Source organism: Nocardia sp. NPDC049935 (assembly GCF_055586645.1).
Map to the genome: position 1 here is coordinate 101,555 of NZ_JBVJHV010000008.1, position 16,472 is coordinate 118,026.

General features: G+C 69.2%; 12 protein-coding genes. 4 read left to right on the top strand and 8 right to left on the bottom strand.

The features are described from left to right. Positions 1-110: 110 nt before the first annotated feature. Both tig and ACZ6SF_RS27260 read right to left on the bottom strand, forming a co-directional pair. Positions 111-1,487, bottom strand: a complete 1,377-nt coding sequence (tig, locus tag ACZ6SF_RS27255; protein WP_466065726.1) for a trigger factor — start codon at positions 1,485-1,487, stop codon at positions 111-113. Positions 1,488-1,705: 218 nt separating this feature from the next. Then, positions 1,706-2,269 (bottom strand): FKBP-type peptidyl-prolyl cis-trans isomerase, encoded by a 564-nt coding sequence (locus ACZ6SF_RS27260; RefSeq protein ID WP_466065728.1) that lies wholly within the window; start codon positions 2,267-2,269, stop codon positions 1,706-1,708. A 239-nt stretch (positions 2,270-2,508) separates the two neighbouring features. Here ACZ6SF_RS27260 and ACZ6SF_RS27265 point away from each other — a divergent pair, with 239 nt between their 5' ends. Together ACZ6SF_RS27265 and ACZ6SF_RS27270 are read left to right on the top strand one after the other, a co-directional pair. After that, positions 2,509-4,971, top strand: a complete 2,463-nt coding sequence (locus tag ACZ6SF_RS27265) for a phosphoketolase family protein (RefSeq protein ID WP_466065730.1) — start codon at positions 2,509-2,511, stop codon at positions 4,969-4,971. Between the two features lie 351 nt (positions 4,972-5,322). After that, positions 5,323-5,631, top strand: coding sequence for a hypothetical protein (locus tag ACZ6SF_RS27270; protein ID WP_466065732.1), 309 nt, complete (start codon positions 5,323-5,325; stop codon positions 5,629-5,631). Positions 5,632-5,645: 14 nt separating this feature from the next. Here ACZ6SF_RS27270 and ACZ6SF_RS27275 read toward each other — a convergent pair whose 3' ends face one another. The 4 genes from ACZ6SF_RS27275 to ACZ6SF_RS27290 form a co-directional block, all read right to left on the bottom strand. Then, a complete protein-coding gene (locus ACZ6SF_RS27275; RefSeq protein ID WP_466065734.1) occupies positions 5,646-8,180 on the bottom strand; it encodes an ATP-binding protein in 2,535 nt (844 codons plus the stop codon). Positions 8,181-8,288: 108 nt separating this feature from the next. After that, positions 8,289-8,861 (bottom strand): dihydrofolate reductase family protein, encoded by a 573-nt coding sequence (locus tag ACZ6SF_RS27280; protein WP_466065736.1) that lies wholly within the window; start codon positions 8,859-8,861, stop codon positions 8,289-8,291. A gap of 210 nt (positions 8,862-9,071) precedes the next feature. Beyond that, the gene (locus tag ACZ6SF_RS27285) at positions 9,072-9,827 is read right to left on the bottom strand and encodes a MerR family transcriptional regulator (RefSeq protein ID WP_466065738.1); all 756 of its coding nucleotides are present in this window, start codon (positions 9,825-9,827) and stop codon (positions 9,072-9,074) included. Positions 9,828-9,914: 87 nt separating this feature from the next. Beyond that, on the bottom strand, positions 9,915-10,211 hold the full coding sequence (locus tag ACZ6SF_RS27290; RefSeq protein ID WP_466065740.1) for a WhiB family transcriptional regulator: 297 nt from the start codon (positions 10,209-10,211) through the stop codon (positions 9,915-9,917). Positions 10,212-10,358: 147 nt separating this feature from the next. On the opposite strand from ACZ6SF_RS27290, the gene ACZ6SF_RS27295 reads away from it, so the two are divergent. Next, positions 10,359-10,742 (top strand): DUF1707 SHOCT-like domain-containing protein, encoded by a 384-nt coding sequence (locus ACZ6SF_RS27295; protein WP_466065741.1) that lies wholly within the window; start codon positions 10,359-10,361, stop codon positions 10,740-10,742. A 4-nt stretch (positions 10,743-10,746) separates the two neighbouring features. Here ACZ6SF_RS27295 and ACZ6SF_RS27300 read toward each other — a convergent pair whose 3' ends face one another. Next, a complete protein-coding gene (locus ACZ6SF_RS27300; RefSeq protein WP_466065743.1) occupies positions 10,747-13,404 on the bottom strand; it encodes a serine/threonine-protein kinase in 2,658 nt (885 codons plus the stop codon). Positions 13,405-13,549: 145 nt separating this feature from the next. Next, complete coding sequence (locus ACZ6SF_RS27305; protein ID WP_466065745.1) at positions 13,550-15,073, bottom strand: amino acid permease; 1,524 nt, start codon at positions 15,071-15,073, stop codon at positions 13,550-13,552. Positions 15,074-15,277: 204 nt separating this feature from the next. Here ACZ6SF_RS27305 and ACZ6SF_RS27310 point away from each other — a divergent pair, with 204 nt between their 5' ends. Next, positions 15,278-16,420, top strand: a complete 1,143-nt coding sequence (locus tag ACZ6SF_RS27310; protein ID WP_466065747.1) for an SPFH domain-containing protein — start codon at positions 15,278-15,280, stop codon at positions 16,418-16,420. Positions 16,421-16,472 lie beyond the last annotated feature (52 nt).

The following is a 16,472-nucleotide window of genomic DNA, read 5'->3' on the forward strand; positions in this document are numbered from 1 at the left end:
CGGGCCTCGGGGTGTGGGCATACCGAGGACAGCTGTCGTTCGTCTGCTGTCTCCGGATGGCCAACACCGCCTCAGGTCCCAGGGCTCCTCTGCGCGCTCCCCGCGAGGGGTTACTCCGCCTCGGTGGTGGCTTCCTCGGTGGTGGCGTCGGCGTCTTCGTCGGCCTTGGTGCCGAACATCTCGTCGGTGTCGACGGTGTTGCCCTCGGAGTCGGTGACGGTCACCTGGAGCACTACCTCCGCCAGGGCCTTGCCGCGGCGGACGTCGGCGAAGACGGCGCCGAGCTGACCGGCCTGCTGGACCTGCTGGATGAACTGCTCGGGGGCCATACCGTAGCGCTGGGCCTGGAACAGGATCCGCTCGGTGAGCTCTTCCTGGCCGACCTGGGTGCCCTCGGCCTCGGCGACGGCGTCCAGCAGCAGCTGGGTCTTCACCGACTTCTCCGCGGCTTCCTTGGTGTCGGCGTCGAACTCTTCCCGGCTGGAGCCCTGGGCCTCGAGCGCCTCGGCGAACTTGGCCTCGTCGTGATCGAAACCGTGCACGGCGTCGTGCTCGACAGCGTCGATCTCGGCCTTCACCACGGCCTCGGGCAGCGGCACCTCGACGGTATCGAGCAGCTGCTCGAGGACCTTGTCGCGGATCTCGCCGGCCTGGGTGACCTTCTTGACCCGCTCGACGCGGGCGCGCAGATCGGTCTTCAGCTCGTCGATCGTGTCGAATTCACTGGCGAGCTGGGCGAATTCGTCATCGGCCTCGGGCAGTTCGCGTTCCTTCACCGAACCGAGGGTGACGGTGATGGTCGCTTCCTGCCCGGCGTGCTCACCGGCGACCAGGGTGGAGGTGAACTCCTTGGACTCACCGGCCGACATCCCGATCAGGGTCTCGTCGAGGCCTTCGATGAGCTGGCCCGAACCGACCTCGTGCGACAGCCCGGTGGTCGCGGCCTCCGGGACCTCCTCGCCGCCGACGGTGGCCGACAGGTCGATGGAGACGAAATCGCCGTCCTGCACGGCGCGCTCGACACCGGTGAGGGTGCCGAAACGCTGCCGCAGCGACTGCAGCTGCTCGTCGATATCGGCGTCGGTGATCTCGATCGCGTCTACGGTCACCGCGATGGTGCTGTAGTCCTCGGGCAGGGTGATCTCCGGGCGGACATCGACCTCGGCGGTGAAGGCCAGCTCCGCGCCGTCCTCGATCTTGGTGATCTCGATCTCCGGCTGGCCGATCACCTTCACCTCGGAGGTGGTGACGGCCTCGCTGTAGCGACCGGGCAGCGCGTCGTTGACGACCTGCTCCAGCACCGCGCCGCGGCCCAGGCGCGCCTCGAGCAGCTTGGCCGGCGCCTTCCCCGGACGGAAGCCGGGAATGCGCACCTGCTTGGCCAGGGCCTTGTAGGCGCGATCGAAGTCCGGCTTCAGCTCCTCGAAGGGCACCTCGACATTGATCCGGACCCGGGTCGGGCTCAGCTGCTCGACGGTGCTCTTCACGGACATGCTCCTTGTTTCTCGTCGGTTCGTGTTCTCACCGGCCCCGCACGTATACGTGCTGGTCACCGGATGATGGCGCGTGGTCGGCGACGGCACGCGGGTACGCGCCCTCGGCGTACCGTCCGAAGCGGCGAGCACCTGCGGTTTCACGCGCCCGGGATACGCATCCCGACCAGGGTAGTTGACCGGCCCGCCCGCGCTGCAGGCCGGTGGCGGTATTACAGCCGGTCGGTGACGAAGACGAGCGTCTCGTTCGGCTTCACGCCGTTACCGCCGGCGCCGTAGCCCAGCTCCGGCGGGATGATCAGCAACCGGCGGGCACCCTGCTGCATACCTTCCAGACCCTGCTCCCAGCCGGGGATCACCATGCCCGAGCCGAGGGTCAGCTCGAAGGGCTCACCGCGCTCGAACGATGAGTCGAGGGTCTGGCCGTCCGACCACGTGACCAGGGCGTAGTTCATGGTCAGCTGCTGGCCGGCGGCGGCGCCCGGGCCGGTGCCGGGGACCAGATCCTTGACGATCAGCTGTTTCGGCGGGTCACAGTCGTCGGGGAGGGTGATCTGCGGGACCTCGCCGTATCCGCCGGTGACGCCGATATCGTCCGCGCCGCATTCCCGCCCCTTCGAGGTGGTGGGCCCGGCCTGGGCGGGGGCGGTCGCCGGGGCGGCCGCGGTGGTGGTCGGGGTGCTGCTCTCGGAGCTGTCGTCCGAGCCGCACCCGGTGAGGCCGAGCGCGGCCGCGCCGACCGCGGCGACGGCGATGATCCTGCCGATTGTCTGCATGCGGGGACCCTAATCCGCCGCCCGGCGCGGCACCGCGCCGGGCCCGGCGGTGCGCAGGCGGGCCGATTACCGGGTCGCGGGGTGGGTATGCCGCCGCGCGAGAGCGATTCGAGGGCAACGCCGCCGTTCACGGGCACCGAACACGGCACGTCGCGGCACACCTCCAGCTATCGTGGTGGCAATACCGCACTCGGTGGGTGGGGCGGCTGTTGCGATACGACCTCCAGGAGGTTCGGCGTATGACGCAGTTGGCGAACGGCGGCGGGGATACGGGCGCCGACAATGTGGAAGCGGGGGGCGGCGAATCCCTCGCACCCCGGCCCTATGTCCTGTCCGCGGCGGCGACGGGCCCGCTGGATCCCGACGAACTCGAATCACTGGACGCGTGGTGGCGGGCCGCCAACTATCTGTCGGTGGGGCAGATCTATCTGATGGGGAACCCGCTGGTGCGCGAACCGCTGGCGCCGGAGCACATCAAACCGCGGCTGCTCGGCCATTTCGGCACCGTTCCCGGGCTGAATCTCGCCTGGGTGCACGCGAACCGGGCGATCCTGGCGCGCGACCTGGACGCGGTGTTCGTGGCCGGGCCGGGTCACGGCGGCCCGGGCCCCAATGCCTGCGCCTGGCTGGAGGGCACCTATTCGGAGCTGTACAGCCATATCCCGCGCGACGGTGAGGGGATGCGGGCGCTGTTCGCCCAGTTCTCCTTCCCCGGCGGGGTGCCCAGTCACTGCGCCCCGGAGACGCCCGGTTCGTTCCACGAGGGCGGCGAATTGGGCTATTCCCTGCTGCACGCGTTCGGCGCGGCGCTGGATCATCCGGAGCTGACGGTGTTCTGCGTGGTCGGGGACGGCGAGGCGGAGACCGGCCCGCTGGCGGGCAGCTGGCATGCCAACAAATTCCTGAATCCGGCCCGCGACGGCGCGGTGCTCCCGATCCTCGCCCTCAACGAGTACAAGATCGCGAATCCGACCCTGCTGGCCCGGATTCCGGAGTCCGAGCTGGTTTCGCTGTTGCGGGGCAACGGATACGAACCGCTGATCGTCGCGGGTCGCGAGCCCGCGCAGGTGCACCAGGACATGGCCGCGGCGATGGACGCCTGCCTGGAGCGGATCGCGCAGATCCAGCGGGCCGCCCGGGACGGCAGCGATACCAGCCGTCCGCACTGGCCGATGATCGTGCTGCGTACCCCGAAGGGGTGGACCGGCCCACCGCGGGTGGACGGTAAGCCGGTGGAGGGCACCTTCCGGGCCCATCAGGTTCCGCTGCCCGCCGCCCGCGACGATGCCGCGCACCGCTCGGTACTCGAGCAGTGGCTGCGCTCCTACCGGCCCGAGGAGTTGTTCGACGAATCCGGTGCGCCGGTCTCGGAACTGCTGGAGCTGGTCCCGCTCGGTATCCGCCGGATGAGCGCCAACCCGGTGGCCAACGGCGGCGAACAGGTACGCGATCTGCGGCTGCCCGACTGGCGCGAATACGCGGTGGAGGTTCCCGGGCCGGGCCGCACCGCGCACGAGGCGACCCGGGTACTGGGCGGCTGGCTGCGCGAGGTCACCGCGCGCAATCCGGACAACTTCCTGACCTTCGCCCCCGACGAACTCGCGAGCAACCGGCTGCAGGACATCCTCGAGGTCACCGGCCGGAACTGGCAGGCCGAGATCGGTGTCCACGACGAGAAACTCGATCGCGCCGGCCGGGTGGTGGAGGTGCTGTCGGAGCATATGTGCCAGGGCCTGCTGGAGGGGTACCTGCTCACCGGCCGGCACGGGGTCTTCACCTGCTACGAGGCCTTCGTCCACATCGTCGACGCCATGTTCAATCAGCACGCCAAATGGCTCGACGCCAGCGCCGAGGTGCCGTGGCGGCGGCCGCTGGCGAGCCTGAACTATCTGCTGTCCTCGCATGTGTGGCGCCAGGACCACAACGGGTTCACCCATCAGGATCCCGGATTCCTCGATGTGGTCCTGAACAAGAAGCCCGAAATCGTGCGGGTGTATCTGCCGCCGGACGCCAATACGCTGCTCTCGGTCTACGACCACTGTCTGCGGTCGCGGCACTACGTCAATGTCGTGGTGGCGGGTAAGCAGCCGCAGGCGGACTGGCTCCCGGCCACCGAGGCCGCCCTGCACTGCGCGCGCGGGATCGGTATCTGGGGCTGGGCCGGTAACCGTGACGAACCGGCCACCACGCCGGATGTGGTGCTCGCCTGCGCCGGCGACGTCCCGACGCTGGAAACACTGGCCGCGGCGGCCATCCTGCGGGAGCAACTGCCGTGGCTGCGTGTCCGGGTGGTGAATGTGGTGGATCTGATGCGGCTGCTACCGGCCGACGAACATCCGCACGGTCTGCCCGACAGCGAATTCGACACCTTGTTCACCCGCGAGTCGCCGGTGATCTTCGCCTTCCACGGCTATCCGTGGCTGGTGCACCGGCTGACCTATCGCCGAACCAATCACGCCGGAATGCACGTCCGGGGCTACAAGGAGCGCGGGACCACCACCACCCCCTTCGATATGGTCATGCTCAACGACCTCGACCGGTATCACCTGGTGATGGATGTGATCGACCGGGTGCCCGCGCTGGGTCAGCAGGCGGCGGGGCTGCGCCAGGAGATGGTGGACGCGCGGCTGCGGGCCCGGACCTGGACCCGGGCCCACGGTGAGGACATCCCGGAGATCGCGAACTGGAGCTGGCCCGCCTGACCTTCGGCGGCCGACCCATCCGAACAAACCAACACTCAGCGGGAAGGTCCCGGTGCGCGGTGCGCTCCGGGACCTTGCGTGTGACCGCCCTGCCGGGCAATCGCCCCGGTGACCGATCGCGGTGACGACCGGACAGAAGCCCACTACCTGGGCATTCACGGACCACCGCGGCGGTCGGGCAATCGAACCGCGCTGATTTCAACTATTCCCACCACGGAGAAAAACCAAACCGCCCGAATACGAACACTCGTGTACCGTACCGTTACATAGCGGCACATAGAACTACGGACCCACAGACATTGATCCGCCGTAGAAGTTCTAGCCGCCGAACCGAACGGAACGGAGCCCACCATGACCATCACCCGCACCCACGCCCTGGCCAAGAAGTTCGCCGCGGCCGCCGCCCTCGTCGGCGCCCTCGCCGTGGCCCCGGCCGCCCTGGCCCCCCAGATGGCCTCCGCCGACGTCGGCCACAGCACCCGCGGCGACAGCCACCCGGGTAACGGCACGTACAACGACACCCACAGCCTCCCCAGCGATCCGAGCAACCGCAGCGAACCGGTGCACGCGATCCCGGCCAACCGCAGCGAGACCTACGAGGGCAACGGCAGCTACTACGACGTCTGCGCCTACAAGCCGTTCTTCTACGCCTGCCGGTAATCCCCGCGGCCGGGCTACCCCGCCGTCCGCCGCCGGTACCGCCGGTTACCGGTGGTGGACGCGCGTTCCGCCCCGACCGCATCGGCCAGTTCCGCCGGGACATGGCCCGCGATATCCCGGCGGGAGGAGATCAGCAGCTTCTGCCGGATACTCGCGACCTGCGCGTCCACGGTCCGCACCGAACTCTTCCGGCGTTCGGCGATAGCGCTGTTCGGCCACCCCGCGGCGGCCAGCAGCGCGACCTCGCGTTCGGCCGGGGACAGGGCATCCCAGCGTGACGTGCCTCCGGCGGCCGGCGGGAAGAGCTCGGCCTCCCGCATCGGCCAGCGGTCCCGCAGATACCGCTCGACCACACCGGTTCCCGGCCGGAATTCGCCGCCGCGCTCCTGGGCGGCGGCGAATTCCGCCGGACCGATGATCGCGGCGGCCACCTCGGTCGCGCGCCGCACTCCCAGCACCATCATCGGCACCCGCTCGACGCACACCCCCATGGAGTGATGGCAGGCCCGGAAAACACCGGTCAGCCAGGCGAGCTCGGTGGCCCGCACCCGCAACCCGGTCACCGCGCCCACCGCGGCCGGATCGCCCGCCAGCACCTGGGTCAGCACCACCATGCACACTGCCACCGACCACGACGTCATCCAGGTGTCGCGAACCGCGCACGGACCCGACAGCACCTCCCGCGCCGGTTCCAGGGCGGCGGCGGGCCGGTCGGACCGGGCCAGCGCCAGCGCCCGGGCCACCCGGGCCCAATGCGCGGACAATGCCGATTCCGAGGCCAGCGCACGATCCAGATGGCGCCGGGTCATCCGGTCGGCCTCGGCCGGTTCGCCGAGCATCGACGCCGCCAGCGCGGCGAATACCGAGCCGCGTTCCACGCCGACCCGGTCGCCCATCGCGGTGAACTTGTGCCCGGCGCGCTCGAGGACCCGGATCGCTCGCGGATCCCGGCGGAACAGCATGAGTTCCAATCCCCAGATCCATTCGACCGAGGCCGGCAGACCGGTATCGGTCTCGGGCGAGTCCCGCCAGGAACCGCCGGCGATACCGCCGGGAAGGCAGCCGGCCACGCATTCGTCGAGCAACCGGGCGGCGCGTTCGTCCGCGCCCTGCCACAGGTGGTACCAGCCGAGCAGCGCCGTCGCCCGGATGTGATGCCGGGTCGCCCCGGACGCGGTCTCCCGGGTGACCTCCAGTGCCGCTTCGGTGAGCCGGATCAGGATCCGGCTGCCGCCGTTGGCGAACGGCACCCATACCGACAGCAGGACCGACGCCGTCTCCAGCCCGATGAGCGCCTCGTCCGGATCGGTGAGCCCGGACTCGATTCCGATGAGGATGTCGTCCCACGAGGTGCGCGCCCAATCGATCCAGGACTGCTCCCCCGGCCCGAACCAGAGCGTCCGGGCCGCGACCACTCGATCCCGGTGGTAGCGGCGGTGCCGTCCGGCGAGGCGGGCCGCCTCGCCGGGATCGGCCCGCAACCGGTCCGCCGCGAACAGCCGCACGCTCTCGACCAGGTACCAGCGCACGGTCGTCGCGGTGCGGAAGGTCGAGACCAGGGAGCGCTCGGCCAGCCGCTCCAGCAGCGGAGCCAGCCGCGATTCGGGCAGGCGCTCGTCGGCGCACACCGCGACGACGGCGGCGAATTCGACGCCGTTGCGCTGCGGTTCCACACCGTCGGTCTCGTACCCGGCGGCGAACACCGACAGGCGTGCCAGCAGCAACTGTTCCTCGGTATCGCACAGGTCGAACGACCAGGCGATCACATCGAACACCCCGCGGTGGCGCCGCTCGGTTCCCGACCGGTCGCCGTGCGACCAGCGCATCCGCTGGTCGTCGGCATCGCCGGTGAGTTCGGTCAGCAGCATCGCCGGCGGCCGGTGCCGCAACCGCGCCGCGGCCAGCCGGATCAGCAGCGGACTGTGCTCGACCCGGCGGCAGATCCGCCGTACGACCGCGAGCTGGGCCGGTTCGTCCGGCACCGGCCGGCCGGTGAGTTCGGCCCGCTGCCGGAACAGTTCCAGCGCCTCGAAGGGCGAGAGCGGCGGCACGGTGAGGATGTATTCGTCGGCCCAGCCGATGGGTTCGCGGCTGGTGGCGAGGATGGTCAGGCCCGCGGTGGTGGCGAGCAGGTCGATCACGACCCGGCTCACCGAGGCGAGCACATGTTCGCAGTTGTCCAGCACCAGGATCGCCCGGTCGGCGACCACCGCCGCGGAGGCGCCGGTGGCCACATCCGGGGCGCTGGGATCGCTGATATCGGTGCGGACCACCGACCGCAGCACACTTTCGGGGGATTCGTCGCAATCGTGTTCGAGTTCGGCCAGCCGCGCCCAGTAGACCGGCCGGGCCGGATCGTCACGTTGCGCCCGGCGCAGGGCCTCGGCCGCGAGGCGGGTCTTGCCGATCCCGCCGGGCCCGACCAGGGTGACCAGGCGCGCCCGCCCAGGTCGCAGCAGGTCCTGGAGGCGCACGAGTTCCCGGTCCCGGCCGAAGAACTCGGCCGGGGGCGCGGCGGGTGCCGCACCGTCCGGGTAGATCACCGCCATAGGAACGTAAATTAGTGCACGTCACCGACAGCCGTCGGGTGAACCCGTTCATTCACCGTCCGGCGGCGGAGTTTCCGGACGCACCGGTTTCCCGAATCCCGGTACCGCTCAGCACAAGGCGTGCGCGGTCTGCCGGTAGTGCATCTGGACCACGGCGCTGTCGAATGTCAGCACGTCCAGCAGCCGCAGACCGGTCGTGTCGACCGGCGAGCGGAACAGCGGCACACCGCCGCCGAGTAGCAGCGGGTGGACGAAGAGCCGGAACTCGTCGACCAGATCGTGTTCGAGGAAGGCCGCCGCCGTCTCGACCCCGCCGAGCAGCACCATGTTCTGGCCCGCGGCCTTGCGGCGGGTCACCTCCTCCACCAGGTCGGGTCCGATCACCTGGGTGTTCCAGGACGGATCGCGCAGGGTCCGGGAGACGACCAGTTTCGGCGCCGCCCGCCAGAACCGGGCGAACTCGACATAGAACGGGGAGACGGGCGTCAGATCGGCGGTGGGCCAGAAGGCCGCCATGATGTCGTAGGTTTTCCGGCCGCACAGCAGCACATCGGCCCGCCGGAGTTCATCGAGGTACTCGGTGCAGATCTCCTCGTCGACCACCGGCCAGTGCACCGCCTCGTCCGGCCCCTCGGCGAATCCGTCGAGTGAGATCTGCATCCAGAGTGTCACGCTTCCCATGCCCAGCCTCATCTACCGCGTCAGGTACCAAGGAGCAGATTCTGCATCCGAACCGGGCGCCGCGCATCGGTAATGGGCGATAAACCTACTTAGGTAGGAATTCACCGGGCATTCAGGGGCCGGTGGAAGAGCCGCCATCGAATGTACCGTTATCCGGCGAAATATCCGATCGTGACTTCCCACAGCGGGCAACCCGCGCGATGCGGGGCCTCAGCCCTCGGTGGCGACCTCGGACAGTTCGCTGTCGCTTTCGATGTAGTGCGCGACGAACCGGTTGACCAGCTCGGCCGCGGCCTTACCGGGCAGCGTCCGGGCCAGCTGCAGCTGACCGGTCAGCTCGGCCAGATCCGCCGAACTGCGCTCGGATTCCCGGTACTTCTGCCAGGCGGTGCGGTGGAAGAGGTCGACGAACCGGCGCGCCATCCGGTCACAGTCGGCCCGCATCCGCTCGAGCTCGCCCAGTACCTCGGCGTCCGGGACACCGGCGGCGGCCAGCTGGTCGGCCATGCGCACGAGCTGCCGGTCGGCGGGCCGATAGGTGACGGCATCCACCGGCTCGTACAAACCGGCGGCGACGATACGCGCCAGGCCGTTGGGCACCGACGCATAGCGTTCCTGCAGCTCGGTGGCCGGAATCGTATCCCCGGCCGCGACCGGTTCGCCGGCCGGCGGTTCACCCGGTTCCAAACCGCTGAGCAACGAGCCGACACCCAGGATGTCCCCGAGGTCGTCGCCCCGGTCCCAGGCGTTGAGCAGTTCTTTGATCCCGTTGAGTTTGATCCCCCGATCCAGTAACCGGCTGATCGTTCGCACCCTGTTGAGATGCTCCGGGCTGTAGTAGCCCGTCCTCCCCTTGACCTGCGGTGGGGGCAGAACCCCCCGTTCGTGATAAACCCGCAGGCTGCGCACGGTCGTACCGGCAGCGCGCGCCAGTTCATCGATCGTGTACTCGTCACCAGCAGCCATATATCAAGGAAACCACACGGCGGGGGTCGCGACCGGCGGCGGACACGACCGAAACGTCCGATTCAGCGCAAGTTGGTGCGAGATTTGCTAATTCGTCGATCGCGAAACGGTGGCACGTTCGGTATGGGTGCGACGCTCGTCCTCGGACATACCGCCCCAGACACCGTAGGGTTCCCCCACGGCCAGCGCGTAGTTGCGGCACCGGTCCAGGACCGGGCAGGAATCGCAGATCTGCTTGGCCCGCCGCACCCGCGCGGCCCGGGCCCGGCCCCGTTCGCCCTCCGGATGGAAGAACACCGTGGACTCCAGTCCGCGGCAGGAGCCGGACAACTGCCAGTCCCAGGCCTCGGCGGCCGGACGCCGATGCCGAGTCACGGTCGTCATACACAACTCCTCTGCCGCCGGATCTCCAAGGTCAGCGTAATTACTCCCCATATCTGGGAATCGGGTCCACAGCGGGGCGCCGGGGCTTCCCGGCAGTGGCGAACACCGGCCCGGCCCGGACCCCGGAAACCGTCCTATGCTGCGGGTATGAGTGAGTTACCGGGGGCACGGATCACCGTCACGGAGCGCGATCGGGCGCTACGAGAACTCGCCGAGCATCTGGGGGCAGGCCGGTTGACACTCACCGATTACGAACAACGATCGGCGGCCGCGACGGCCGCCACCACCACCCCCGAACTCGCCTCGCTGTTCACCGATCTTCCGGCCGCGCCCGCTCCGGCCGCCCCGCCGCCGGCGGCCGATCCCGCGGCCGGGTTCGCCGTCATGGCCGGGATCGCGGCCGTTTTCGCGCTGATTCTCGCTCTCGTGTTCGGGGGGTGGCTGTGGCTGCTGCTCCTGGTGATCGTGCTGGTCTCCGCGCCGCTGCTGCCCGCGGTCCTGCATCGGCGCCGGGCGACCGGGCAGCTCTGACCCGCTACCACCGGGTATGCGGGCGCACGCTGTTCGCCAGGTCCACCAGGCGGTAGCGATGCAGTTTGCCCGGGGCCGTGCGCGCCAGGGCGCGCAACCGTGATTCCAGGCCCCCGCGCAGGCCCGCGACCGTCAGCGGGTAGCCCAGCAGCGTGGTGTCGGCCGCGGCCGGGCGCAACCGCGACCGCAGCCATTCCAGGGCCGCCCCCACCACGACCACCTGCATCTGCAGGGCTCTGGGCTCGTCGGGGAGTTCCAGCCGCGAGGCGGCCTCGAGCAGGTCGACCTCGGTGATCTCACGGTGCGGCCGCGATACCAGCAGCAGGCTGCCGGTCATCCGCGCGGTGCCGTGATGACGGGAGGTATCCGGGACGCCGTCGAGTACCTGTACCGCCTGCAGCAGCTCCCCATCGGCGGCCAGGCGCCGCGCCAGGCCGAAGGCCGCGCTCACCACGCCGTGGTTGGTCTGCCAGACGAGCCGGTAGAACTCGGTCGCGGCCAGGTGCCAGCGCTCGGAGTCGGCGGGATCCGACAGCGACTGCAGCACCAGCTCGGCGGTGGCCGCCAGGGCCAGCGCGGCCGCGATCTCCCCGGGCAGCATGGTGTGCACTTCGTCGAAGTGCAGGTACGCGTCCTCGTACCGCCCGTTCAGCAGGGCGGTCACCCCGGAGAACCATTCGATACGCCAGTCGGTCACCGCGCGCGGCCGCAGCGCGTCGAGCAGGGCCAGCGCGGTATCCAGATCACCCAGGTCCAGATGCGCGCGGATCGCGGCCAGCGCGCCTTCCACCTCGAAGGTCTCGGGCGCGTCGATCGTGCCCGCGGCGATGCGCTCGGAGGTCTGGCGCAGCGAGTCCAGGGTCTGGCGCGCGTCCCCGTGCAACAGCGGGGCCAGCAGTTCGAGGCTGGGATCGTCGGCGTCGATCAGCGGGACCGGGAGCGCGGCCACCACGGCCGCCGCGTCGAGTCCCAGGCTGCGATGGCCGCCGTCGACCATCCCGTCGGTCTGGCCGATCAGGGTGTCGATACCGAAATCACCGCGCAGCGAGCCGAATTCGACCGAGGCCTGCGGGTGTTCGCGGCCGGAGTCGGCGGCCAGCACCATCCGCAGCACCCCGGCGAGCTGGCAGTACATGGCGTAGCCGGACGGGAACCGGCGGCCCGGATCGGTATGGGTGGCGCGGACCAGCAGCCGCTGCAGGCACGGATGCCGCCGCAGCAGTGGATAGTCCTCCGCGGTCGGCGCGTCCGGGCGATAGTTGCCCTGGGCGTCCTTGCGCAGGTCCAGCACCAGCGCGGCCAGCGTACGACCCGCCGCGTAGATATCCGAGGCCACCGTCGGGCCGGTCTCGATGATCTCCGGAGCCTGGTAGCCGGGTGTCCCGTAGATACTGCCGTAGGACTCCATCGCCGCCACGGCGCCCAGATCGATGAGCTTGACCTCGTCGTCGGTGACCATGATGTTGTCCGGCTTGAGATCGTTGTAGGCCAGGTTGAAGGAGTGCAGGTAGTCGAGGGCGGGCAGCACCTCCATGGTGTAGGCCAGCGCCTCGGCCACCGGAATACGTTCCGGGGCCGTCATATCCAGCATCTTCTTCAGCGAACGCCCGCCGACGTACTCCATGACGATATAGCCGTCGGCGATTTCGCGATGGGAGCGGTGTTTGACGAAGTTGTAGATCTTCACAACGCCGGGATGGGTGATCTCGGAGAGGAACTGCCGCTCGGCCAGCGCCACCACGTGCGCCTCGAAATCCTGCGGGTTCTGCAACCCCTTGAGCACCACCCAGCGGTCGCTGACATTCGTGTCGACGGCCAGGTAGATCCAGCCCAGGCCGCCGTGGGCCAGACAGCCTTTGACCACGTACTGTTCGGCGACCACCTCGCCCGCGGCCAGCGCCGGCAGATAGTTGTAGGCCGAACCGCAGCGCTCGCACTCCCCGGCCACCGCGCCCGGGCCCGACGGTCCGGAACGGCCGTTGGGCGCCTGGCATTTCCAGCAGAACCGCTTGTGTTCGGGCACCACCGGGTCCGCGAGCACCGCGCTCGCGGGGTCCACCGGATCCACTCGCGGCAGGGCGACCAGTCCGGCGCCGAGCCGGCGCACACTCGGCCGGGACCGGGCGTTACGGCCGGAGACCGGTTCGTCCTCGAAACCCGCGAAGGGGTCCAGATCGCCGAGTTCGTCCTCGTCGTCGGCGAGCAGCAGGGCGTCCAGGTCGTCATCGTCGTCGGCTCCGCCCAGGCTGTTGAGCCGGGCGATATCGTCGCCGGTCAGGGCGGCGATCGCGCGATCGAAATCGGTGAGGCCGGGGGGCGGTTCGGGGGCGGTGTCCGGTTGTGCCGGCGGCGCGACCGCGTCCGGCGGGGCCACGGCCGGAACGGATCCGGCGGTGACGGGGACGATAACTCCCGAGACGCTGGGCAGCGACGCGGCATCGGTGGCGCTGCGCGGGCCGGGCGACGCGGATTCGGCGAGCAGTTCGTCGGCGGCCCGGGTCAGATCCGATTCGGGCGCGGCGCGGTGCGCACTCTCACTGCTGGTGGTGCGGCGGGTCGACCAGGTGTGCGCGGCCCGCCGGGGCATATCGGCCCCGCGGATCCGCCGTTTGGACCACGGCGGCGGGAGCGGACGCTCGGACGAGCTGGGATGCTCTGGCATGCACGACCTCTCAAACCCACGGTGAACCGAGAGTCCATTGTGATCCTGCCGCCCGGGCACCGGGAGCCGAGGGTTTCCCTTCCCTGGGAAACGCGGACTTCCCCGGGGTGCTACCCCGGGGAAGCCCGCTTGACGACCGCGTCGGCTACCGCTGATCCTCGGGTTCGTCGAGAATCCGCACGGTCTCGGCCGGTTCGCCGGACTCGACCGGCCCGGCCGCGACGGCGGCCCGCGCGGTGGTGAGCTCGGCGACCCGCTTGCGGGCCAGGAACCAGCCGCCCACCAGCGCCGGGACTCCGATCACGAGCATCGCGATCACCGCGGCCCGCTGCTCGATCTCCTCGCTGAACAGCATCAGCAGCACCACGCCGACCAGGAACACCAGGGTGGCGTAGCTGGTGTACGGGGTGCCGGGCAGGCGGAACTTCGGCCGGGTCACCTTGCCGTCGCGCGCCCACTTCCACAGCTGGAGCTGGCACAGGACGATGGCGGTCCAGGAGAAGATCGTGCCCAGCGCCGATACGTTCAGCACGATCTCGAACGCCTGCTCGGGGACCACCGCGTTCAGTCCGACACCGGCCAGCGCGATCACACCGGTGGCCAGGATTCCGACGTAGGGCACGCCGCTCTTGGACATCCGGCCCGCGATGGTCGGGGCACTGCCGTTCATCGACATCGAGCGCAGGATGCGGCCGGTGGAGTAGAGGCCGGCGTTCAGGCTGGAGAACGCGGCGGTCAGCACCACCAGGTTCATCACCGAACCGGCGCCGTCGATACCGATCTTGGAGAAGAAGGTGACGAACGGGCTCTCACCGGATTTGAAAGCGGTGTACGGCAGCAGCAGGCCGAGCAGGACCAGGGAGCCGACGTAGAACAGCGCGATCCGGGCGATCACCGAGTTGATGGCGCGCGGCATGATCTTCTCGGGGTTCTCCGCCTCACCGGCCGCGGTGCCGACGAGTTCCACCGCGGCGTAGGCGAAGACGACACCGGTGGTGACGACGACCAGCGGCAGGAATCCGGTCGGGAACAGGCCGCCGTTGTCGGAGAGAATGCTCAGACCTGTCGGCTGGCCCTCGATATCGAAGCGGCCGGCCAGGAAGATCGTGCCGATGATCAGGAAGCTCACCAGGGCGACGACCTTGATCAGCGCGGCCCAGAACTCCAGTTCACCGAACCATTTCACCGAGATCATATTGATCGCGACCACGATGGCCAGCGCGATCAGCGCGATGGTCCACTGCGGTATCACTTCGAACGCGCCCCAGAAGTGCACGTAGGTGGCGATCGCGGTGATATCCACGATGCCGGTCATGCACCAGTGGAAGAAGTACATCCAGCCGACCGCGAAGGCCAGCTTCTCACCGTAGAACTCCCGCGCGTAGGACACGAACGAGCCGGAGGAGGGACGGTGCAGCACCAGCTCGCCGAGGGCGCGCAGGATGAAGAAGACGAAGATGCCACAGATGCCGTAGACCAGGAACAGACCGGGGCCGGCATCGTGCAGCCGGCTACCGGCGCCGAGGAAGAGCCCGGTTCCGATGGCGCCACCGATGGCGATCATCTGGAGCTGCCGGGGACGCAGCGATTTGTGATAGCCCGCGTCTTCGGCGTGCAGTCCGTCCGCCGCCGGCGCCTCCTGTCCCCGAGGCTGTTGAACAGTGGTCATCGTATTGCCTTTCGAGTGGCGCAGATCATGTCTGCGATGAATGTACCGCTAGTTAGCGGCACAATCAATAGGTGCCCGCTGGACGTAACACGGTGGAAACCAGGCACTTTCGCCGAATCCCGCCCTCTACCAGCGGATGAGTGATTGATCGAGCCGCTGAATATCGTTACGCTGGATGGGTCAAATCGATGAGGGAGCGCTCCGATGGCCTGGTTCGAACGCGAGTTCATCGCCGTACCGGAAACCGGCAAACAGCAACTCGTCTACAAGTGGCCGGATGTGAACATCCGCCGGTACTCCCGCGCGATCGTCAACGCCGACCAGACGGCGCTGTTCGTGAAATCCGGCCATGTGGTGGGCACGCTGGGCCCCGGCCGGCACCGCATCGACGCCGATGAGCTCCCGCTGCTCGGCGCCCTGGTCGATACCCTCTCCGGCGGCAACTACTACCGCGCGGAGCTGTACTTCGTCTCCACCCGTGAATTCGCGGGCATCAAATTCGGCGGACGGCTCGCCGATATCGCCGACCCGGTGAGCGAGCAGATCGTCACGTTGCGTGTGTTCGGCGAGTTCGCGGTCACCGTACGCGACGCGCAACAGCTGATCACCTCGCTGGCGGGCAGCACCGATCTGCACGATCCGGCCGGAATCGAATCCTGGAGCGCGGATCTGCTGCTCAAGGCCATGAAAATCGCTGTCACCCAGGGTGTTTCCCGAGGTGAATGGCCGGTCCTGGGCCTGTCCGGCCACCTGCCCGATATCGAGCGGGCGGTCCTGCACCAGACCAACACCACCCTCTACGAATACGGCCTGCGGCTCCCCCGGCTGGGCAACTTCGATATCACCCTCGCCCCCGAGGACTCCGACCGGCTGAAACGGCTGGCCAAGGATGTCACCTATATCCGGCTGGCCGGGGACTTCCGGCAGTACGCGGCGGGTGAGATGGCGCTGGGCGCGGGCCACGGCCTGGCGACCGGGCACGGGCACGAGGGCGGATTCCTGGGTGCGGCGCTGGGGATCAACGCGCTGCAGCAGTCGAGCCCCCCGGTTCCCGGGCAACTTCCCACCGCACCCCGTTCCCCCTGGCAGCAGGCCCATCCGGCAGCGGAACCCGCATATCCGGAACTCCCGAACCCGGCGCCCGCCGAACTACCGGCGGGCCGCGGCGCGGCAGGTCCGGCGTGTACGGCGTGCACCACGGTCAATCCCCCCGGCGCGAACTTCTGCGTGAACTGTGGACACCGATTCGCCCCCGCCGAACCCGCCGCCTGCCGGGGATGCGGCGCGGATCTCCTGGCGGCCGCGAAGTTCTGCGCCGCCTGCGGTACGCCGGCGCCGCATTCCTGACCGGCCGCTCCCCTGTCCGGGCGCGCAACAGCCCTGCTGTCTCCCGCCGATC